Genomic DNA, 21,255 nt, shown 5'->3' with positions numbered 1-21,255 from the left:
TAACCCAAGCCCAGTCCAAACAATTAGCCATTAACATCGATAATCTTAGATTTGGGAGTAGGCTTAAAATCATGACTAATACCACTATGACCACAGTACATTTTGAAGCAACAGGGGCGCCTGACGTCCTGGTTCCAGCACAGCTTCCCCTCCCTACCCCCGGCTCCACCCAGGTGCTGGTGAAGACTCGTGCGGTGGGCATTAACTTCATTGAGACCTACCAACGTGCCGGTGTGTACTCGGTGCCACTCCCTTTCGTTCCCGGCACTGAGGCTGCCGGTGAAGTGGTGGCAGTGGGTTCTGACGTCACTCATTTCTCGGTGGGTGATCGGCTAGCCACTGCCAACGCGACGGCTACCTATGCTGAGTATTTTCTAGTGGACCAAGAGCTCGCTGTTCAGGTACCCGAGAGTATCAGCTGGGAGGACGCCGGGGCTCTCCCTCTCCAGGGCATGACAGCTCACTACCTCATCAGCTCCACTTTCCGGGTGGAGCCAGGGCATAAGGTCCTTATTCACGCCGGTGCAGGTGGAGTGGGTGGCATCGCCATTCAGTTGCTCAAGGCTCGTGGAGCCACAGTTTTCACCACTGTTTCCTCCGATGAGAAAGCTAAAATTGCTACAGCTCACGGGGCTGACCATGTTCTGCGCTATGAAGGTTTTGCAGAAAATATTAAGGACCTTACCGATGGCGCCGGTCTAGACGTCGTCTACGATGGCGTGGGTAAAGATACGTTTGAACAGTCACTGACTGTGCTAAAAACCCGCGGCATGGCGGTGCTCTTTGGTGGGGCTTCCGGGCAGGTAGCACCCTTTGACCTGCAAAAGCTCAACGGGCTAGGCTCTCTCTATGTCACCCGCCCGACCCTAGCGCACTACTCCCAAGACCGCCAGGAAATTAGCTGGCGCATGGGTGAACTCTTTGACGCAATTGAATCAGGTGACCTCAACCTAACCGTGGATCAGACCTTCCCACTGGCCCAGGCAGCGGAAGCTCACACCTATCTAGAGGCCCGCAAGACTCGCGGCAAGGTGCTCCTGCTCCCCTAGTCTTATGAGCCGCACTTCAGAAAGTCAGTCGGCTGCGAGCGCGCCTAGCCTCCATCTGTTGCTAAACCTCTTCTTTTTTCTTGCGGATCATGAAGAAGGTGCCGACTACTCCAGCGCCGAAGACCAGGATGGCGCCGCCCAGTTTGAGCATGGCATTGGCTTTCTGGGAGCCTATGGTGCTTTCGGTGACGGGCACCAGGGTGCCGGTTTCGCCGGTGCGGGCGACGGTGAGGTTGCCGTCAGCGTTTTCAACGAGCAGGGCATCGACCTTTTCGGGGAAGTCGCTCTTGACGCGCCCGGTCTGGGAGCCCCGGAACTTAACCCCCTGATGGGGGCCAACGGAAACTGAATCCGCCACATCAGAGACAAAAGTCTTATCGTTCATGGCCTCATCATCGGGAAGAGATCCCGCGTAAATACCCACGTTCCTATCGCCCTGCAAATCTTTGGTCAGATCTTCAAGGGTGCCTTGAATTACCCACGACTTGTTTTCGTAGCCCTCATTTTCACGGGCTTCAGTGTAGGTGCGTACGCCACTCACAAGCAAGAGCAGGGCAATCAGTGACACCAGTAGCATGAGCCCCGCCGCAATGAGCTTGGGCAGAATGGGGCCGCGAGTTTCCTCAAGCTCATCTTCATCGTTGAGGCCAAAGAACCCGTCTGCGCGCTCACCGGCAAGGAGGTCTTCTCCCTGTAGGTTGTCGTTATTTTCTGATTCGCGCTGTGGACTCACGGTATCGCTTTCGTTGGATAAGGCTTACTCGGTTGGGCAGGTGGTCTTTCAAGACTACTTGAGCTCAAAGAGGGGCGGCAACCCGGGCGTGGGGTGGGTGAAACATTCTGTGCGCTTTGGTGGGTGGAAAAGCGATGAGCACCCGGCTTCTGCCCGCACTGGGTAGGCGGGCAGAAGCCGGGTGCAGATTACGTGTTTAGCTGTGCCTTAGCGCTGGACAGCTCCGAACCGGTCTGCTGCGACAGATACACCTGAGGACCGGGCTTCACTTGCCTCATCAGCGGTTAGGGTTCGGTCGGTGGCTCGGAAACGCAGTGCAAAGGCTAGGGACTTCTTGCCTTCATCGATGCCGGCGCCGCGGTAATCATCAAAGACGCGGACGTCCTCCAGCAGGTCACCTGCACCCTCAGCCAGGGCAGCAGCAACAGCCTTAGCCGGGACATCAGCGTCAACGATTAGCGCGACGTCCTGGTTGGTGGCCGGGTAGCCGGAGATGCCGGTTGCGATGGTCGGGCCACCGCGACCGTTCAGCAGTGCTGAGAAGTTGAGCTCGAAAGCGGCAGTGCGCTCGGGCATGTCCAGTTCTGCGAGAAGCTTGGGGTGAAGTTCACCGGCGTAACCGAGGACGGTGCCATCTGCCAGAGTGAGGGCTGCGGTACGGCCGGGGTGGAAGGCCTGGTGCTCACCCTTTGCAACCTCTAGCTTCACACCGATAACATCTGCTACCAGGGTGGCAGAGTCAAGGGCGTCACGCCAGTCCAGAGAATGGGGAACGGCACCGGGGGTTTCTTCGTGCACCAGACCGCAGAAAAGACCTGCGATGTGGCGAGGCTGGTCCGGGATGCCGGCGTTAAGATCTGCTAGGACCTCATCGGAGGGTCGCACACCCAGACCGGGAATCTGAGATGAACCGTGCTGAGCACCGGGGATGAAGACGTGGCCGGTTTCGTAAATTGCAAGGTTCTTAAAGCCACGGGATAGGTTACGCTTGAGCACCTCGGTCAGGCCGGGCAGCAGTGAACGGCGCATCCAGCCCTGCTGGGAAGCAATGGGGTTAGCTAGGCGTATTGACTTCACGGTTTCCCCGGCAACCGGGCTTGCCCAAAGGTTGTTGTCGTCCTCCGAAACAAAGGGGTAAGCCGATACCTCGGTCAAGCCCGACGCCGCCAACACGTTGAGGGCGCGGCGGCGCAGGAGCTGCTCCGTGCTCAGGCCCTGACCGGGGGGTGCTACGGGAAGGGTTGAGGGGATCAGATCGTAACCGACTAGGCGGGCAATTTCCTCGGTGAGGTGCTCCTTATCCGTTAGGTCAGGACGCCAGGACGGTGCGGTAACGCGGTAGCCGGTCTCGGTACGCTCTACCTGAGCACCGATCTGTTCCAGGGACTCAGTAATCTGAGCTTCCGTGTAGTCGATGCCGATGCGGCCTGCAGTGTAGTCTGCGGGCAGGTCAATGAGGGTAGGTTCTGCGGTAGAACCAGTGTCAGTCACGCCTTCTTCCACGGTGGCACTTGCCAGTTCAACCAGCAAGTCAACGGCACGCTGGGCGGCTGCAGCCTGGAGCTCGGGATCAACGCCGCGCTCAAAACGCTTGGAAGCATCCGAAGAGAGCTTGTGACGGCGGGAGGTGCGGGCGATAGAGACTTCGTCAAAGCGGGCAGCTTCAATAAGGATGTTGGTGGTCTCGGTGCCGACCTCGGTACTAGCCCCACCCATCACGCCGGCAAGGCCGATGGGTCCCGTCGTATCAGTAATGAGCAGGTCTTCGGGGTGTAGCTCGCGGACCTTCTCGTCCAGAGTAGTGAGTTTCTCCCCCGCCTGGGCACGGCGAACGGTGATACCGCCATCCAGCTTATCTGCGTCGTAGAAGTGCAGCGGCTGGCCAGTTTCGAGCATCACGTAGTTGGAGATATCAACCGGCAGTGAGATGGATCGGACGCCAGCCAGGCGCAGACGTGATGACATCCAGGTGGGCACGGGGGCTGCTGCGTTGACACCGGTCACCTGGCGAGTGACGAAGCGGGTACAGCCGTCCTTGCCATGGATGGGGGCGGAGTCAGTGAGGGTGACAGGCAGGCCGCTGGCATTAGCCGCAGGTGCCTTGGCTGCCAGATCCAGCACGAAGTCATCAAAGGTCTCACCGGTTGCGTGGCAGTATTCGCGGGCGATGCCGCGCATCGATAAGGCGTAGCCGCGGTCGGGGGTGACGTTGACTTCTGCAGCCTCGTCGTAGAGGCCCAGCAATTCCATGGCGTCCGAGCCAAGTTCTGGGTCAAGGCCCAGGGTGGAGAGTACCAGGATGCCGTCGTGGTCATCACCAATCCCCAGCTCACGCACGGATGCAATCATGCCAGCAGATTTATGGCCGTAGGTCTTGCGGGCAGTGATAGCAAAGCCACCGGGGAGGACGGCGCCAGGCAGGGTAACTACTACCTTGTCACCGGGTGCAAAGTTGTGAGCACCGCAGATAATGCCCTGCACGCCGGACTCTTCAATACCTCTGCCGGTCAGAGTCTGTGTCTGGCCCTCGGGAACCACGCGCACCTGGCACCAGTTCACGGTCTTACCGTTGGAGTGGGTTTCAGGTTCCATCGAAAGCACCTGGCCGACCACAATGGGGCCGGTGAGCTCGTCGGTGGGGCGGTGGACGCCTTCTTCTTCAAGGCCAACCTTAACTAGGGCGGCCATGACATCTTCGGCGGTTGCGTCTGCCGGGACGGGCGCGTATTCACGGAGCCAGGAAAGGGGAATTCGCATTGGGTTAGATCTCCATCTTGAACTGCTGTGAGAAACGGATGTCGCCTTCGATCATGTCACGCATGTCCTGAACGCCGTTGCGGAACATGAGGGTACGTTCGATGCCCATGCCGAAGGCGAAGCCGGAGTAGACCTCGGGGTCCACGCCTGCTGCGCGCAGGACGTTGGGGTTGACCATGCCACAGCCACCCCATTCAATCCAGCGGGGGCCGCCCTTGGCGTCAGGGTGCCAGACATCCAGCTCAGCGGAAGGTTCGGTGAAGGGGAAGAAGTTAGGTCGCAGGCGGATTTTGGCGTCTTCGCCGAACATGGCGCGTGCCATGTGTTCCAGGGTGCCCTTGAGGTCTGCCATGGTCAGACCCTTGTCGACGGCCAGGCCCTCGATTTGGTGGAAGACCGGGGTGTGGGTGGCGTCCAACTCGTCGGTGCGGTAGACCTGGCCGGGGCAGACCACGTAGAGCGGGACGTCGCGGGTCAGGAGCGAGCGCATCTGCACCGGTGAGGTGTGGGTGCGCAACATCAGGTGTGAGCTGACCGGCTCAACGAAGAAAGTATCTTGCAGTTCGCGGGCAGGGTGGTCCGGCGGGAAGTTGAGGGAGTCAAAGTTGTACCACTCGGATTCCAGCTCGGGGCCGTCGGCAACCTCCCAGCCCATGCTAACGAAGATGTCACACATCTGCTCCTGGAGCACGTTGATGGGGTGACGCGCACCCACGCGGCGGCGGGGAGTATGGGCCGTGACGTCTACTGCCTCTTCCACGAGAATGCGAGCAGCGCGCTCTTCTTCAAGCTCCGCGTTGCGGGTCTCTAGTGCCTTAGCCAGACGTCCGCGAGCCTGGCCCATGAGCTTGCCAACCTCAGCTTTGTGCTCCTTAGCCAGATTTCGCATCTGCTTGTTAGCTAGGGTGAAACCGCCCTTGTCGCCGGTGAACTCAAGACGCACACGCTTGAGCTCCTCGAAATCAGAAGCCTTTTCTGCAATCTCGTGTAGCGCTCGATCAAGCTCAGCGGCACATGCCTGCTTAACGGTCTCAAGACCGTTTTGGGGGTCCTTGTCTAAAATTGCTCGGATATTAGCCAGAACCTGAAAAGGAGTGGGGTTTTCAGGTACCTCGGGCAAAGAATCAGTCATAGACACATCTCTTCACATCTGTTGTTGGCGGGCACAGGGTTTTTCGCCGGGCGCCCAGGGCATCAGTTCTTTATTTTAGAGCACTTTGCGCGCGCAACATAAAGAAGCGTCCCGCTGATTGCAACGGGACATTAAGGTAAGTGGGTTTAGGTCTTAGTGAACATAATCGGTGCGCTTTGTCATCAGCTGATCGAGGCATGCCTCACCGTTCACGCATCGCGTGAGAAGCGCTCAAGAAACAACACCGACTTCCGCATACATCATCAGGTCACCTAACCTACCGTCGCACCAAAGAGGAGCCCCAGCAGGTAGGTTGCTAGCGCTGCACCGTAACCGATTGCCAGCTGACGCAGGCCTCTCTTCATTGGTGAGGCACCGGAGAACAGACCCACGACGCCGCCGGTAATCATGAGGGCAATACCGACCAGCGCTAGGGACAGCACCATAGCGAAGGTGCCACTGGCTCCAAAGATATAGGGCAGAATCGGAACCAGGGCACCGGACGCAAAGAAGGCGAAGCTTGAGGCTGAAGCACCGATGTCTGAACCAAGAGCCCCGTGCTCTTCTTCGTGCTCCTCTCCCTCAATAACATCCTTGAAAGACAGTGATGGGTCACAGTCACAGTCTAAGTGCCCAAAACGTTCCATGGCACGATGCTGGGCGGCCTCTTCACTCATGCCGCGTGCCTTGTAAATGAGAACCAGCTCATTCTGATCAATATCAAGATCCTGAGCTACCGATAGGGTCACCTGGGTGGGGCGGGAGGCGTCTAGCAGTTCTCGCTGTGAGCGCACCGATACGAATTCGCCGGCTGCCATGGAGAGGGCACCTGCTAGCAGACCGGCGATACCGGAGAGTAGGACCATCGAGTTAGAGGCACCCGATGCCCCGATACCCATAATGAGAGCTACGTTAGAGACCAGACCATCGTTAGCGCCGAAGACGGCGGCGCGAAAGTTGCCCGACAGTTTTTCGCGTCCGCTCGTCGAGAGCGCCCGAATGATTTCTTCATGAATCGCTTCATCGGCTGCCATCGCTTCGGTGGCGTCCGGATCCTCGCGGTAGGGTGAGCGCCCCTCTGCTCGCTGGGCAAGAGCTAGCACAAAAACGGTACCGAAGTTTTTGGCAAGCAGTTCAAGGAGTTTTGCAGAAGCGGACGGACGCGGTTCGGGGTGGGCGTGTTCACCCAGCAGTGCACGCCAATGGTTCTGGTGCCGCTTTTCAGCATCTGCCACCGACTGCAAGATTTCTGCCTCGTGGCCTGTCGAGAGTTTTGCCAGTGCTGTGTAAACCTGGGCTTCGGAGATTTCTTCTGCTAGGTAGCGGCGCCACCTGCGAATTTGAGCGGATGTGGGGTTGGTGGCAGCGTGGTGAAGCTGGACTGGGTGCGGTGTACTGGGCATGAGCTCGCTGTCTGTTCAGTCAGTGATTGAGCCGGTAGACCGTACCGTTATGCGAGCGCACACTTCGGCAGCGGCTACCCACCTCACTGGGGTTAAAGTCGTCTGCCGAAGGTCTTGCTCGCCTGCCGGTATCTGGGGTGATACGGCAGGTGGTGCACCGGGTTTAAGAAGCAACCAGTATGTCGATACACCGCTTGAGCACCTGCGAGGTGCCAGTGTGGGAGCTACTCCCCTTCGTTTCTTCACCATACTAGTTGATGATGCAAGTAAGGCAAAGCCCCCGACCTCACATGAGGTCAGGGGCACAATCTTCAGCGACGCTGGGTGATCACTCTTAGAGGCTCAGTATCGCTCTGGTGATAGGTAGGTTAGCCGGAATCCAGGCAACCTTGAGGAGCTCAGAATCAAGGGGAAACCATTCCAGAGCCAGGTGATCTTGAAGGGTTGCCGGTTGGCCGTCAATTATTTCAGCTAACCAGACACGCATGGAGGCTTTCTCGTTCAGTGGCCACCCCTGCGGGTGCGGGCCGCTGATTTCGCGCCCCAGAATAATCTCTACCCCCAGCTCTTCGACCAGCTCTCGTTTCAGTGCCTCCTGGCAACTCTCCTGCGGTTCAACCTTCCCGCCGGGGAACTCCCAAAGACCGGCCAGAGCAGGTGGTGCAGACCGTTGCCCCAGCAGTATACGGGTGGGGTTCTGCAGCGAGTCAACCAGTGCCGCCCCGACCACCTGAACAGGGTAAACCGTGTCTGTCATAGAACTAGCCCTACACCCTGCGATTACCGTTTACGGTTCTGAGCCAGCGCCGAAGCATAGAGGCAAACACCAGCAGCCATACCTACATTTAGCGACTCAGCAGCACCGTGGATGGGCACAGCTACTCTCAGCGAAGCGGCGGCTTTCTCTTCATCGTTCAGGCCCTGAGCTTCGTTACCGAAAAGCCACATAGTGGGGGCAGCAAGGTCGTACTTGACCTTCTTGCGCGGCTCAACACCAGCGCGGGCAGCAAAGGCGGCGTCCTGCAGGTCATCAAGGCTGACCCGCCCGTAACCGTCCGCAGCCAGCACTCCTATGCCTTGGCCCTTTGCATCCTCGGCAAAATCTTCTAAATCGATGCCCTGTAGCAGCGGCAGGTGGAAGAGAGAGCCAGCGGTAGAGCGCACTGCCTTGGGGTTATAAAGATCAACAGTTCCCTTGGTGGTAATAATGAGGTCAGCACCGGCAGCATCAGCCGCACGCACAATGGTGCCAGCATTACCCGGATCCTGCACACGGGTCAGCACAGCAACCAGCTTGGGGTTGATAGCGCCCTCACCCCAGATATCAGCCGGAGAAATCTCCCGCTGGAAAGCCACGGCAACAATGCCCTGCGGGGTCACTGCTTCAGCCATAGCCGCCAGAACCTCATCGGTCACCATACGCATAAAGACCTTACGGCCGGGCTCAGGAGTAGGGCTACCGTGCACTTCTTCCAACAGTTCAACCAAATCTTCGTGACGGTCAAAAGCCTTCTCAGTAATGTAGACCGCATCCAGTAAGGGCTTCTTCTGGTGAGCCAGCAGCGCCTCGCGCACCGCCTGCGGCCCCTCCACGAGGAACTGGCCGCTCTTGGTGCGACCGCTGCGGTTAGCTAGCTTGGCCACATCCTTCACACGATCAGCGGAGGGGTTGTTCATAATGACGGGGGTAGCAAGACGCTCAAAAAAATCCATAGCCTCCATTGTCTCACGCCCGCCCCGGCCAAGCAGCCAGGTGTGGGCAAGGGCGCAAAGACCGAGCGATGGCAGAAGGTTAGGGGGTAGTGGGTAAGCCAACTACAGGTGAGGATGAGGGGTATGTCCGCTAGCTGGTCGGGGCTGGCGTGAAGTACGGGCGAGCGCTTGGCACGAGGCCGTCAGAGGATCAGTTGTAAGATGCCATCTTTCCTTCCTTCGTTCAAGTATTTCTGACTGGCACACAAAAGGACGCCGCCACTCCCCAAACGGGGAGCAGCGGCGTCCTGATCAGCTGAGAAAGCTAGAGCTTAGGCAGCCTTGGGAGCTGAGGTGTCCTCAGGCAGGTTATCTTTAGCAACCTGAACCAGTGCTGAGAAAGCAGCGGGCTCGTTGACAGCCAGCTCAGCCAGCATACGGCGATCAACTTCAACCTCAGCAGCCTTCAGGCCCTGGATGAAACGGTTGTAAGTCAGGCCTTCTGCACGGGCAGCTGCGTTGATACGCTGAATCCAGAGACGACGGAAGTCGCCCTTCTTCTTACGACGGTGGTCGTAGCTGTAAACCAGTGAGTGAATGACCTGCTCTTTAGCCTTACGGTAAAGGCGTGAACGCTGGCCACGGTAGCCGGATGCGCGTTCAAGGACTACTCGGCGCTTCTTGTGCGCGTTAACCGCGCGCTTCACACGTGCCACGTGTGTCTCCTAACATCTATGTCCTGGCAACCAATAATCTAGCGTTGCGCAGGAGAGAAATAATTATCTACTTTGGTGCGACCTCATGTCTCTGAGGTCAGAGCTTCAAAAAGAAGACGGTTTTATTTACCGAGCATCTTCTTGATGACCTTGGCCTGACCGCCTTCAACGATCTGGTCAGATGCCAGACGGCGGGTCACGCGTGATGACTTGTGCTCAAGGTAGTGACGGCGGTTGGCCTGCTGGCGCTTAACCTTGCCGGTACCGGTGAGCTTGAAGCGCTTTTTTGCACCAGAGTGGGTCTTCTGCTTCGGCATGAGCCGATTCTCCTTACGTTCTACCCTCCCGCCCTCTCGGGCGATGAGGAACTCTACACTAAACGAACACCGCTGTAGTGGGTTCGTCTATGAAAGGGGTTTGGTTTTCACGCTGCATCAACCACCTGACCGTGGGGGACGGCGGGATTATGCGTAAATCTTTGACCTTGCACCGCACATGTTGCATGCGGGGCCGGTAGTCTAACCAGTTCCTTATTCGACTGACGCCTGCGCCTTGAGCTCAGCGGGCATTGCATCTGCCAGCGAGTTAGTTACAGGGGTTGCCTCAGTGGTGTTAACGCGTTCGCGACCCTTGCGGCTGCTCTCCTGCTGGGCGTCACGGCGAACATCCTGCTTGCCGCGCAGCGGGGCAAGAACCATCACCATGTTACGACCGTCAACGCGAGGCTTCGATTCAATCGAGCTCACCTCAACCAGGTCATTCGCCATGCGCTCGAGCAAACGCACACCCATCTCGGGGCGCTGCTGTTCACGACCACGGAACTGAATCATAGCCTTGACTTTGTCACCACCGGCAAGGAAACGACGTGCGTGCCCTACCTTGGTTTCGTAGTCATGGGTGTCAATTTTGAGGCGGAAACGGATTTCCTTCAGCGAGGCGTTAACCTGCTTCTTGCGAGATTCACGAGCCTTAACAGCGGCTTCGTACTTGTACTTGCCGAAGTCCATCAACTTGCACACGGGCGGCTTAGCGTTAGGGGCAACCTCAACCAGGTCGAGATCGGATTCCTGAGCAAGACGCAGTGCATCTTCTACACGGACAATACCGACCTGTTCACCACCGGGGCCGACGAGACGGACTTCCGGAACGCGAATACGGTCGTTGATGCGGGGATCGCTAATGACTAAGCTCCTGTTGCTTGTAGGGTTATACCCGTGAATTTCTCTCGGGGACTAAAAAAGCCCCCGTTGTGGTAAAGCAAACGGAGGCCTGTAACCCTTAACCTAAACTGCACGCAGCAAAACACTGCGACCTTAAGGCCATAACCCGTCAACGCTAGAGCTGATGCGGGTGGGAACTAAAACGTTCCGCTTGCAAACACCTTAGAACTCTACGTGCTTTGGCCCTATTTATCAAGACTTAAAGACCACTTTCAAGGATTAATAGGCAATAAAATGCCAGAGTGTGACCAGCGATTCACACCGGTTGCAACCTATGTGAGATTCTAGTAACCATGAGTAACGAATCTACCTACCGTTTTGAAGACCAGCAGCCCGATGAAACCCAGCTCCCAGAAGGTGTGACCGCTGAGCAACTCGAAGAAGTCAACGCCCAGATGCGGGATATCGCCGAGGTGCCAGCAGTTGAGGTCATCACCACCGCCGCCGTCCACCTGATGAGTGCCGCCGCGGTCAAATGCGGGCTAGGTGCAGAAGAAAACGCAGCTGACCTCAAAGACCTGGACGAAGCTCGCAAACTGATCACTGCCCTTGCAGGTTTCGTCACCGCGGCGGCGCCCGAAATTGGCTCACAGCACGCTGCGCCCCTGCGCGACGGTCTGCGCTCCCTCCAGCTGGCCTTCCGCGAAGCCTCAGCCTTCCCCGACAAGCCAGGTCAGGGCCCGGGCGAAAAGTTCACCGGCCCCGTCTTCTAAAAGGACCTTACGGCCCCGCGTAGAAGAGCAAAGACGGGCATCCCAGAAATCGACTGGTCCGAGCTGGCGCGCATCGCGTGCGAGCCTGCGAGAGTGTCAGTCGACGAAGGGGTACCCGCTTTTGCTCTGTATAGCTAGTGCCGATGGCGCCCTTTCAACCCTCTCTATGAGGCAGACGCTAGGGAGATCTGCACGGAATCAACCAGCTCCGAGATAACCGGGTTAATGGCCAGTCCCTGCTGAAAGGTCTGCACAGTGTGGTTAAGCTGATCTTGTGTAAGACCGAGTGCTAAGCGCAGTGTAATTTTTAGTTCAGGCCCGTGACCGCCGCCTGCCAGCACAATGCCGTCTGCTGTACGGCTATAGACGCCCTGCCCCGGGGCAGCCTCGACAGCAGTCACTGCTGAGATGGGGGCGGCAATGTCTTGGAGTGCCTGGGCTACCTGCGAGTTGCGGTAGGAGGGCACCCATTCTTGACCTTTAGCAATGGCCCAGAAGGCCGGGCGGCGCAGTACAAAGGTCAGGTTTTGACCGGGATTGATAACGATGAGCTGGTTATTATCTTCCACCGCTGAGAGAGCGGTTTTACGCATGTCAGCGGCCACCGGGCGAGCCAAATCGTGCCAGCCAGTCAAAGCATCGACCGCCGTGAAGATTGGCAAGGCCTTACGACCGTCCGGTGCCTGAATGCTGACCAGAGCCATATCTGATTCTTTATCCGAGACTAACCCAGCTTCGGTAATTTCTGCCTGGGAAAGCTGGGCAACGACCGGGGCGAAAATACGCACATTGCGCAAGGCATCGACCACAGCAGCTTCATCAATCTCACCAGCAACAAAAGCGTCAAACACCTCTTGCAGAGCCGGGTCCGTCGTGCCCTGATCGCCCGGGTACTGGTGAGTGTGGCTGGTACCCTCAGCAAGGTTTCGCCCTTCCCAAGGCTGCCCGCCGGTATCAGTTTTCTGCCCGGCACTGGCCAATTGCGCGGCGATGTGGGTAGGCAGATTCCGCTGGTCTTCACCTCCCCCACCGTGCCCGTGGGTGTGAGCACGGTGCACTCGGTCCGAGAAGTCGGCCATTAGGGACGGCCTGCTACATCAAGTGCCTGCTGCAGGGTGAACTTACCTGCGTAGAGGGCTTTACCTGTAATGGCACCTTCAACGCCGTGGGGAACCATAGTGCGCAGAGCGGCAATGTCATCGAGGGTGGCGATACCCCCGGAGGCAACTACCGGCTTGTCGGTTCGCTCAGCAACCTTGCGTAGCAGCTCCAGGTTAGGGCCCTGCAGGGTGCCGTCCTTGGTGACGTCGGTGACCACGTAGCGGGCACAGCCGTCCTCGTTCAGGCGGTCCAGTACCTCCCAGAGGTTGCCGCCCTCTTGAGTCCAGCCGCGAGCAGCAAGAATATCCCCGCGGACATCCAGCCCAACAGCGATGACATCCCCGTGTTCAGCGATAACTTTACGGGTCCATTCAGGGTTTTCCAGTGCGGCGGTGCCCAAGTTGATGCGGGCAGGGTTGAGGGAAAGCGCGCGTTCCAAAGAAGCATCGTCGCGGATACCACCAGACATCTCAATCTTGATGGTCAGCTCCTGAGCTACTTCAGTCAGAATATCAATGTTATCGCCGCGACCAAACGCGGCATCCAGGTCAACGAGGTGCAACCATTCAGCGCCGGCATTCTGCCATTCAAGAGCCGCTTCAAGCGGGCTACCATAGCTGGTTTCAGAGCCAGCCTCACCCTGGACCAGACGCACAGCCTGACCGTCAGCAACATCTACTGCGGGCAATAGTTCAAGTCGTTCAGTCATAGTTTCTCCTAAAAATGAGGTTTTTTACCCGTAGTTGAGCACAATGTAGAGGCCATAGCCAGCGAAGCCGAGCCCCACCAGCAGCAAAATAAGCTGGGCTATCCAAGTAATTTTCTGTCGATAAAAAGAATAAGCGCCGCCTACGAACATCATGCCAATGGTCATCAGCAGTAGGCCTGAAGTAGAAGCGGACATTTAGTCCTCCTGCACTGAGATACGGCCGGTCACGGGCAATGTGTTCAGCCAATTGCGCAAGAGTTTCAAGCCAGCTTCCCCTGATTTTTCGGGGTGGAATTGGGTAGCCGATAAAGGTCCATTTTCAACGGCGGCGATGAAGTCAGTGCCGTGATGGGACCATGTGACCTGAGGGGGCACCATAGATTCGATGTTCTGATCAAAGTCCCAGCTCTGCACGCCGTAGGAGTGCACGAAATAGAAGCGCTCCTCTTCAATCCCCGCAAAGAGGCGGGAGCCAGCCGGCGGGCGCACCGTATTCCAGCCCATGTGAGGTACCACATCAGCTTGTAGCTTTTCGACGGTTCCAGGCCACTCACCCAAACCTTCGGTGTCAATGCCGTGTTCAACGCCGTGCTCAAACATCACCTGAAGGCCAACGCAGATCCCCAGAACGGGGCGCCCACCGGCCACGCGACGTCCGATCATACGGATAGCATCTGCTTGCTTCAGACCGTCCATCACCGCCTGGAAGGCACCTACCCCGGGCACTACCAGACCATCAGCACCCAGCACATCAGCCTCGCGACGTGACAGGAGCACTTCTGCTCCGGCTTCTTCAAGGGCACGAACCGCTGAACGGACGTTTCCCGCGCCGTAATCCAGAACGACAACTAAAGGTTTCTGCTGGGGCTCTGCCATTTAGAGTGCTCCCTTAGTGGAAGGAATACCTGCGTGACGGGGATCTGGTTCTACTGCCTGACGCAGGGCCCGTGCCAGTGCCTTGAACTCAGCTTCAGCAATATGGTGGGGATCGCGGCCACCCAACAAGGTAATGTGAAGGCAAATACCGGCATGGTACGCAAAAGCTTCAAATACATGGCGCACCATCGAACCAGTAAAGTGCCCGCCGATAAGGTGGAACTCGAAGCCGGCAGGTTCACCGGTGTGCACCAGATAGGGGCGCCCTGAAATATCAACGACTGCCGACGCCAGCGCTTCATCTAGGGGCACCGTTGCGGTACCAAAGCGGCGAATACCGGCCTTATCACCCAGGGCCTGACGTAGAACCTCGCCCAGCACGATCCCGGTGTCTTCAACGGTATGGTGCACATCAATGTGGGTATCCCCCGAGCACTTGATCGTCATATCAATGAGTGAGTGCTTAGAAAGTGCGGTCAGCATGTGGTCATAGAAGGGTACGCCGGTGTCGATGTCTGACACTCCGGTACCGTCCAGATTGATCTCGACGCTGACCGATGATTCACTGGTCTTGCGCTCCATCTTTGCAATGCGGGGGCCTAGCCCAGTTGATGTTTGGTGGGGTACTGCCATGTCTACCTCAATGTATGGTGTGGTCAAGAAAAATTATCGCTCGAATGTCTCGATGTATGCCGTCATATGCTCTAAGAATGCACTGGTTTCTGCCTCTGTTCCGGCGGTGACGCGCAGGTAGCCGGGTATACCGTTATCACGTACCAGAACGCCGGCATCCAGCAAGTATTGCCAAGCCGCTTTCTCATCCTTCAACCCACCAAAAAAGACAAAGTTTGAGTCTGATACGGCGGGCTTTAGCCCTAAGCCGGCCAGGTGATCTACGATGCGGTCGCGCTGTGCTCGAATATCATCAACATTAGCCAGGAGTTGCTGGCGGTGGCGAAGCGCAGCTACAGCCGTCGCCTGGGTGACCGCCGAAAGATGGTAGGGCAGACGGACGAGGCGGACAGCGTCACAGACTGCGGGAGTTGCGGCGAAATACCCAAGACGAGCACCTGCAAGGGCAAAGGCTTTGCTCATAGTTCGGGTAACAATCAGGTTGGGACGCCCGGAGAGTAGGGTCAAAGCATTGCGGGAGCGGTCTTGGGCGAATTCAGCGTAGGCCTCATCGACCACTACAATGCCGTTATAAGCGGCCACCGTCTCATAGACAGCCTCGATCACGCCAAGCTCAAGACCGGTGCCGGTGGGGTTATTAGGTGAGCAGAGGATGACGATGTTGGGTCGATGCTCCTGAATCTGAGCAAGAGCCGACTCGGTGGACAGGGAGTAGTCCTCAGCCCTGTAGCCGGCAATAAAAGTAGTGTTGGTGCCGTCCGCGAGGAGGGGGTACATAGAGTAGGTGGGCACAAAGCTCATGACGCTTCGCCCGGGGCCGCCAAAGACCTGCATGATTTGCTGCAGAATTTCGTTGGAGCCATTTGCTGCCCAAAGATTCTCTGCGGTCAGACCGTGACCAAGGTAGCTTGCTAATTCCTGGCGCAACGATGAGAATTCGCGATCGGGGTAGCGGTTGAGCGTGAGGGCTGCAGCAGCTACATCGCGACTAATCGCATCTACAACCTCACCGGGCATGGGATGGGTGTTCTCATTGACGTTGAGAGTCACGGGCACATCAATCATGGGCGCACCGTAGGGTGAACGGCCCCGCAGATCATCGCGCAGAGGGAGGGCAGAGAGAGAGTCCATAGAATTAGTCACCCCACCAGTCTAGCCGCGCTAGCTCATATCGAACATTTTATTTCGAAGTGTAGACCGGTACCTCAAGCACCTGGCCAGGCTCGACCCGGGCAGTGCTCAAATCATTGATTTGCATAATGTGGTTAATGACGTCTCGATTGTCCTGGCCCGGGCCAACTTTTGTGGCAATGGACCAGAGTGAGTCACCGTGCATAACCGTCATAGTAGAACTAACCTGAGTTGCCATTTCGCCGGTTGAGCTCTTCGCTTCGCCCGGGTTGATGAAAGTCAAGGCTCCCAGCACGATGAGGACAGCAAGAGTCAGCGCAGGGATGCCGCGGAACACCAAGCGACCCTTACGTGTTAAACGCACGGCTCCTCCTAGCAAACCACGCTTCTTCTGTTGGTTTACCCCCTGAGAAGTCTGTGCTGCAGAAACTGGGGCGAGGAGCTGCCCCTGCTGGGTCGGTCGTGTTACCGCAGTTTGAGCACCCTGGTGGCGTCTGAAAGTTCCAGGCTCAACGGTACGAATTCGATACTGGGGGGTGGTGAAAGTCGAGTTAGCTTTTGCTCGTGAACGCTGGGCGTCAGCCTGTGCCTGCAATGAGTTGAGGGGCTTCTTGGAAGAAGCAGGAGCCATAAAATCCGGTAGGGCGATAGCGCTCATTTGTCCTTCTCCTAACGACTGCTCAAACATTCAACCCAAGGTCGAATGAATGTTCTAAAAAATCTAGTACTTATGTTCTATCAGAAAACTCGAACATAGTCGAGAAAAATTAGAACAAATGTTTGAATAAACTGTTTTGGTGGCATAGTCTTAGAAGACCACCTGGATCATTAGACAATAGGTGGCTGACATTTTAGGACCAACAGAGACGAGCACACCGTGAGCGAACGCACCCAGCACACTCCGGCCAGCCCTAGAAATAAGGGATCTCGCCCGCTTACTGCCCGCCAGAAAAATATTCTGGAGGCCATTTCAGAGGCCATCGACGAGCACGGTTACCCGCCATCCATGCGAGAAATTGGCGACCTGGTGGGCTTGGCGTCTCTTTCTTCGGTGACTCATCAGCTGAGCCGTCTTGAAGAGATGGGCTACATTCGCCGTGACCCCAAACGTCCACGCGCTATCGAGATTCTCGGTGAGGGTGAGCAGGCTGAACCCGCTACAGAGACGTCTGTGCTTCGGCTACCCCTCCTACCGACCTTCGAACAGAGCAGCGAAGACTTAGCAACGGTACCTCTAGTTGGCCGTATCGCAGCTGGCTCACCGATCGCCGCCGAACAATCAATCGAAGATGTCATGACCCTGCCCCGCCAGCTAGTGGGAAACGGCGATCTCTTCATGCTGAGGGTCAAGGGCGACTCCATGGTCGACGCCGCTATCTGTGACGGTGACTGGGTCGTAGTCCGCACCCAAAATACCGCTCAAAATGGTGACATCGTTGCAGCCCTCTTAGAGGACGAGGCCACGGTCAAAACCTTCCGCCAGCGTGACGGCCACACCTGGCTTCTGCCCCAGAACACCCAGTATGAACCAATCCTGGGTGACCGAGCCACCATCATGGGTAAGGTCGTCTCGGTTCTGCGTAGCCTCTAAAGCGCTAAGTACCATCTCACACAAGAAGGGCTAGGTCATGCTGACCTAGCCCTTCTTATATACCCAAACCCTTAGGGGGTCTCAACAGTCTGCGCCAGACGCTCTAAGGCGCCCAGCACCACGTTCTTATTCTGGGTAGCCCAAAAAGGCGGCAGCGTTTTCACCAGATAACTACCGTACCGCTGGGTAGCAATTCTCGAATCTAGAACCGCAACAACACCGCGGTCGTTCACTGAGCGCACCAGACGTCCAGCACCCTGAGCCATACGAACAGCCGCGTGAGTGGCTGATACCGCCATAAAACCGTTACCACCGTTCTTGGCGACAGCACGCGAACGTGCCTGTGAAAGCGGGTCATCCGGCCGAGGGAAGGGGATACGATCCATAATGACCAGGCGGCAGGAATCCCCCGGGGCGTCCACTCCCTGCCACAGGCTCATGGTGCCAAAGAGGCAGGAATTTGTATCTTCCACGAATTCCTTAACCAGTGCTCGCAGGGATGATTCTCCCTGTAAGAGGATGTTGAGGTCAGTTCGCTCACGCACATATTCGGCGGCAAGTTCCGCACCTCGTTTGGAAGAAAAGAGGCCCAGTGCACCGCCGCCGGAGGCAGCCACCAGCTCAACGATGCGGTCCAGCTGTTCTATTGATACCCCACGTCCGGGCTTGGGTAGGTCTGATGCTAGGTAGAGAACCCCCTGTTTGGGGTAGTTGAAAGGCGAACCCACATCGATAGCATCCCAGCGGGGCGCGCCTGAACCCATGAGACCCAGGGCGCCAGCTGTTGCTTCAAAGGACTCCCCCAGTGCCAGCGTTGCCGAGGTGAGCACCACGGTGCGGCCGTCAAAGAGACCTTCGCGCAGGTAACCCGCAACAGAAATAGGGGCGATGTTGAGGGTTGCAGGATCATCATCGGAGGCTGCCACGTAACCACGACCCGGCTCCCACGAGCCCTGGCGGGACACCCAAATTACCTGGTGTTGAGGGTCTGCCTGCAGCATTTTCTCGGCGGTGTCGTGTACCTCGGTGAGGCTAGCCCGCGTCATCTGCCGGCCAGCATCCGCATCCTTTTCACCCGACTTAGTATCAGTAAGGGCAGAACGAGCGGCATCGCGCACCTGCTCCATGGCCGCAGCGACGCGGTCAGGCAACCCCCTGGCCATCAGTTCAGCAGGCACACCGTTGAGAGCATCATCCAGTTTCAAAGCCGCTTGTTCTAAGGCTTTGTGGTCGGCTGTGGTGTGTTTGCGGACGCTGCGAGCAACCTTGCTGACCATGAGAGGTGAAAGCCCGCCAGTCACCGCACCGGTCACTCGGTCCGCGAGTTCGTGAGCCTCGTCGATAATTACGACCTCGTGTTCAGGCAGAACGTTGACGCCCTCAAAGGCGTTGATCGCCAAGAGCGCGTGGTTAGTGATGACGATATCTGCATCGGCTGCCTGGGTGCGGGCATTTTCGCTAAAGCATTCCTCAATGAGGGGGCACTTACGTCCCAGACATTCCGAGGCAGTTACTGAAACTTGTCGCCAGGCGCGGTCACTGACACCCGGAAGCAGCTCATCGCGGTCGCCGGTATCGGTGGTCTGCACCCAGGAGCGCAGGCGGAGAATCTCTTCACCCAATTTGCCGGTAGCGCCAGTGGCAGCGTCCATTTCGAAAAGGGTGTCACCGTCGTCATCAGGGTAGCCGCCTTCAACCTTGTGCAGGCAGGCATAGTTATTGCGACCCTTGAGGATGGCTACATCAGTTTCGTGTTCGGGTTGGTCCCCCAGCGCCTCGAGAAGGCGCGGGATATCTCGGTGTACAATTTGGGACTGTAGCGCCAGAGTAGCGGTGGCAACGATGATGGGTTTCTCGCTGTGCTGGGCCGAAACAATGGCAGGGACCAGGTACCCCAAGGACTTACCAGTGCCGGTGCCCGCCTGAACCAGCAGGTGCTTTTCAGTCTCCAGCGAGCGGGCAACGTGTGCTGCCATGGTGCGCTGGCCGTCCCGTTTTTGGCCTCCGCTGCGCTCCACCACCGTGTCAAGAAGTTCTAGAGCAGATTTAGCACCGGGCAGGGTTTCTAGCTCCTGCCCGGTAGGTGCACTGACGGTTTCACTCATTAACGGGTGGTTTCGACGGCGCCAGCAGCCACCGCCTCATCGATTTCGAGTTGCAGAATTTCAAAGAGTTCATCATCTAGAACAAACTCCGATAGTTCTGAGGCAACCTCATCGCGCACCAGCGCTTGAACGTAGGTTCCATCGGAGACAAAGGCAGTGCGCAGGATTTCGGCATCCCACTGATGCAGACGGGAAACAATCTCACCGTGGGAATAGGGCACCAGCAGGTTTAGTTCGATGGAGGGGCGAGGAATGGTGTCAGCAATTTTCTGCTGCAGCTCCTCAATGCCTTCACCGGTACGGGCAGAGACCACCACGTGGTTGGGTTCGCGCTGACGCAGGCGTTCAACTACGTAGGGGTCCGCAGCATCAACCTTGTTGAGCACGATAATCTCAGGAATGTTCTGAGCCTCAACCTCTGTAATGACTTCACGCACCGAGTGAATCTGCCCCTCGGGGTCAGGGTGGGACACATCGACCACGTGCACAATCACATCAGCATCCGCTACCTCTTCGAGGGTGGAGCGGAAGGCCTCCACCAGTTGAGTGGGCAGTGATCGTACAAAACCTACGGTATCAGAGAGGGTATAGCCAACCCCATCCGGAGTTTGCGCCTTACGCACAGTGGGGTCAAGGGTGGCAAAGAGAGCGTTTTCAACCAGCACGCCAGCATCCGTGAGGCGGTTAAGAAGCGAGGATTTACCGGCGTTGGTGTAGCCGGCAATAGCCACCGAGGGCACCCGGTTTCGCTTGCGGTTAAGACGCTTGGTTTCGCGGGCCGGTGCCATCGCAGCGATTTCGCGCTTGAGCTTAGCCATACGGGCGCGCAGGCGGCGGCGGTCCAGCTCAATCTTGGTTTCACCGGGCCCACGTGAACCAATACCTTCGCCACCGGCAGCACGGCCACCGGCCTGGCGAGAAAGGGAAGCACCCCAACCGCGCAGACGGGGCAGCATGTACTCCAGCTGAGCGAGCTCAACCTGTGCTTTACCTTCACGGGACTTAGCGTGCTGGGCAAAGATATCCAGAATCAAAGCGGTTCGGTCAATGACCTTAACCTTGACGATATCTTCAATAGCACGACGCTGGGAGGGGGCCAGCTCGGCGTCCACGATGACTGTATCGGCACCTGTCGATTCAACGATATCTTTGAGTTCAAGCACTTTACCGGAGCCCAAAAAAGTACCGGGATCCGGCTTGAGGCGGCGCTGTACCAGACCGTCTAGAACCTCAGAACCAGCGGTCTCAGCCAGTGCGGCGAGCTCTCGCAGAGAGTTCTCTGCCTCAGCCAAGGTCCCTTCACTCCAGACACCTGCTAGCACCACGCGTTCAAGGCGTAGCTGGCGGTATTCGACTTCAGTGACATCCTCAAGCTCGGTAGACAGACCGGCCACGCGGCGTAGCGCACGACGTTCTTCAAGATCCTGCTGTTCACCATCATAGGAGGAATGTTCGCTCTGGTTATTTGAAAGCTCGCGAGCGCGTTCGCCCAGCACGTTCCCGCTGCTTTCTGCCCTACCTAGCACCCTGTCAACGGTGAGGCGGAGCTGCTCATCAGATGGCAGATGTGCGGTCTGGCTGGGGTTTGCGTTTTCGGTCATAGTGCCTTTCTCAGGTTTAGAAACTGTGTTCTATTCTACCGGGGTGAGAGCGCTAGGGGCAGTGGGTGCGGGCTAAAAGGTGGGGGTGTTCTT

The 21,255-nt window shown here is 57.4% G+C and carries 21 protein-coding genes; 3 read left to right on the top strand and 18 right to left on the bottom strand.

The features are described 5' to 3' along the window. The first annotated feature begins 71 nt into the window (after positions 1-71). Entirely contained in the window at positions 72-1,049 is a 978-nt protein-coding gene (locus M3668_RS10820) for a quinone oxidoreductase family protein (RefSeq protein ID WP_251380853.1), read from the top strand. A 61-nt stretch (positions 1,050-1,110) separates the two neighbouring features. Here M3668_RS10820 and M3668_RS10815 read toward each other — a convergent pair whose 3' ends face one another. The 9 genes from M3668_RS10815 to infC form a co-directional block, all read right to left on the bottom strand. Beyond that, complete coding sequence (locus M3668_RS10815) at positions 1,111-1,782, bottom strand: hypothetical protein (protein WP_251380852.1); 672 nt, start codon at positions 1,780-1,782, stop codon at positions 1,111-1,113. Between the two features lie 207 nt (positions 1,783-1,989). Continuing rightward, the gene (gene pheT / locus M3668_RS10810) at positions 1,990-4,539 is read right to left on the bottom strand and encodes a phenylalanine--tRNA ligase subunit beta (RefSeq protein ID WP_251380851.1); all 2,550 of its coding nucleotides are present in this window, start codon (positions 4,537-4,539) and stop codon (positions 1,990-1,992) included. 4 nt (positions 4,540-4,543) lie between these two features. Then, positions 4,544-5,671 (bottom strand): phenylalanine--tRNA ligase subunit alpha, encoded by a 1,128-nt coding sequence (pheS, locus tag M3668_RS10805; RefSeq protein ID WP_251380850.1) that lies wholly within the window; start codon positions 5,669-5,671, stop codon positions 4,544-4,546. A gap of 272 nt (positions 5,672-5,943) precedes the next feature. Further along, entirely contained in the window at positions 5,944-7,074 is a 1,131-nt protein-coding gene (locus M3668_RS10800; RefSeq protein WP_251380849.1) for a VIT1/CCC1 transporter family protein, read from the bottom strand. A 334-nt stretch (positions 7,075-7,408) separates the two neighbouring features. Continuing rightward, complete coding sequence (locus M3668_RS10795; protein WP_251380848.1) at positions 7,409-7,831, bottom strand: (deoxy)nucleoside triphosphate pyrophosphohydrolase; 423 nt, start codon at positions 7,829-7,831, stop codon at positions 7,409-7,411. A 23-nt stretch (positions 7,832-7,854) separates the two neighbouring features. Next, positions 7,855-8,787, bottom strand: a complete 933-nt coding sequence (locus M3668_RS10790) for a TrmH family RNA methyltransferase (protein WP_251380847.1) — start codon at positions 8,785-8,787, stop codon at positions 7,855-7,857. A gap of 311 nt (positions 8,788-9,098) precedes the next feature. Next, positions 9,099-9,482, bottom strand: coding sequence for a 50S ribosomal protein L20 (gene rplT, locus M3668_RS10785; RefSeq protein ID WP_251380846.1), 384 nt, complete (start codon positions 9,480-9,482; stop codon positions 9,099-9,101). A gap of 122 nt (positions 9,483-9,604) precedes the next feature. Continuing rightward, positions 9,605-9,799, bottom strand: a complete 195-nt coding sequence (gene rpmI / locus M3668_RS10780) for a 50S ribosomal protein L35 (protein WP_237203564.1) — start codon at positions 9,797-9,799, stop codon at positions 9,605-9,607. Positions 9,800-10,012: 213 nt separating this feature from the next. Further along, positions 10,013-10,636 (bottom strand): translation initiation factor IF-3, encoded by a 624-nt coding sequence (gene infC / locus M3668_RS10775; RefSeq protein WP_502948974.1) that lies wholly within the window; start codon positions 10,634-10,636, stop codon positions 10,013-10,015. A gap of 359 nt (positions 10,637-10,995) precedes the next feature. Here infC and M3668_RS10770 point away from each other — a divergent pair, with 359 nt between their 5' ends. Continuing rightward, the gene (locus tag M3668_RS10770; RefSeq protein WP_251380845.1) at positions 10,996-11,415 is read left to right on the top strand and encodes a DUF1844 domain-containing protein; all 420 of its coding nucleotides are present in this window, start codon (positions 10,996-10,998) and stop codon (positions 11,413-11,415) included. 164 nt (positions 11,416-11,579) lie between these two features. Here M3668_RS10770 and M3668_RS10765 read toward each other — a convergent pair whose 3' ends face one another. Genes M3668_RS10765 through M3668_RS10735 form a run of 7 tightly spaced genes read right to left on the bottom strand, consistent with a single transcriptional unit; the run spans position 11,580 to position 16,523 of the window. After that, a complete protein-coding gene (locus M3668_RS10765; RefSeq protein ID WP_251380843.1) occupies positions 11,580-12,494 on the bottom strand; it encodes an SseB family protein in 915 nt (304 codons plus the stop codon). Further along, complete coding sequence (priA, locus tag M3668_RS10760) at positions 12,494-13,225, bottom strand: bifunctional 1-(5-phosphoribosyl)-5-((5-phosphoribosylamino)methylideneamino)imidazole-4-carboxamide isomerase/phosphoribosylanthranilate isomerase PriA (protein ID WP_251380842.1); 732 nt, start codon at positions 13,223-13,225, stop codon at positions 12,494-12,496. Before priA ends, M3668_RS10765 begins: the two co-directional genes overlap by 1 nt. Positions 13,226-13,249: 24 nt before the next feature. Continuing rightward, positions 13,250-13,420 (bottom strand): CG2302 family histidine operon protein, encoded by a 171-nt coding sequence (locus M3668_RS10755; RefSeq protein ID WP_251380840.1) that lies wholly within the window; start codon positions 13,418-13,420, stop codon positions 13,250-13,252. After that, complete coding sequence (gene hisH / locus M3668_RS10750; RefSeq protein WP_251380839.1) at positions 13,421-14,101, bottom strand: imidazole glycerol phosphate synthase subunit HisH; 681 nt, start codon at positions 14,099-14,101, stop codon at positions 13,421-13,423. Then, on the bottom strand, positions 14,102-14,734 hold the full coding sequence (gene hisB / locus M3668_RS10745) for an imidazoleglycerol-phosphate dehydratase HisB (RefSeq protein ID WP_251380883.1): 633 nt from the start codon (positions 14,732-14,734) through the stop codon (positions 14,102-14,104). Positions 14,735-14,767: 33 nt separating this feature from the next. Next, positions 14,768-15,877 (bottom strand): histidinol-phosphate transaminase, encoded by a 1,110-nt coding sequence (locus M3668_RS10740; RefSeq protein ID WP_251380838.1) that lies wholly within the window; start codon positions 15,875-15,877, stop codon positions 14,768-14,770. Positions 15,878-15,914: 37 nt separating this feature from the next. Further along, on the bottom strand, positions 15,915-16,523 hold the full coding sequence (locus tag M3668_RS10735; RefSeq protein ID WP_251380837.1) for a LysM peptidoglycan-binding domain-containing protein: 609 nt from the start codon (positions 16,521-16,523) through the stop codon (positions 15,915-15,917). Between the two features lie 219 nt (positions 16,524-16,742). Between M3668_RS10735 and lexA the strand changes: the two genes are divergently transcribed. After that, complete coding sequence (gene lexA / locus M3668_RS10730; RefSeq protein ID WP_251380836.1) at positions 16,743-17,456, top strand: transcriptional repressor LexA; 714 nt, start codon at positions 16,743-16,745, stop codon at positions 17,454-17,456. Positions 17,457-17,527: 71 nt separating this feature from the next. On the opposite strand, the gene M3668_RS10725 is transcribed toward lexA, so the two are convergent. Beyond that, positions 17,528-19,561 carry an ATP-dependent DNA helicase gene (locus tag M3668_RS10725; protein ID WP_251380835.1) on the bottom strand — a complete coding sequence of 678 codons (2,034 nt, stop codon included), beginning with the start codon at positions 19,559-19,561 and terminating at the stop codon, positions 17,528-17,530. After that, positions 19,561-21,162 (bottom strand): GTPase HflX, encoded by a 1,602-nt coding sequence (gene hflX, locus M3668_RS10720; RefSeq protein WP_251380834.1) that lies wholly within the window; start codon positions 21,160-21,162, stop codon positions 19,561-19,563. Before hflX ends, M3668_RS10725 begins: the two co-directional genes overlap by 1 nt. Positions 21,163-21,255: the final 93 nt, after the last annotated feature.

The organism is Rothia sp. P100 (assembly GCF_023712425.1).
GTDB classification, from domain to species: domain Bacteria; phylum Actinomycetota; class Actinomycetes; order Actinomycetales; family Micrococcaceae; genus Rothia; species Rothia endophytica.
This window is presented reverse-complemented; position numbering and strand designations above follow the sequence as displayed.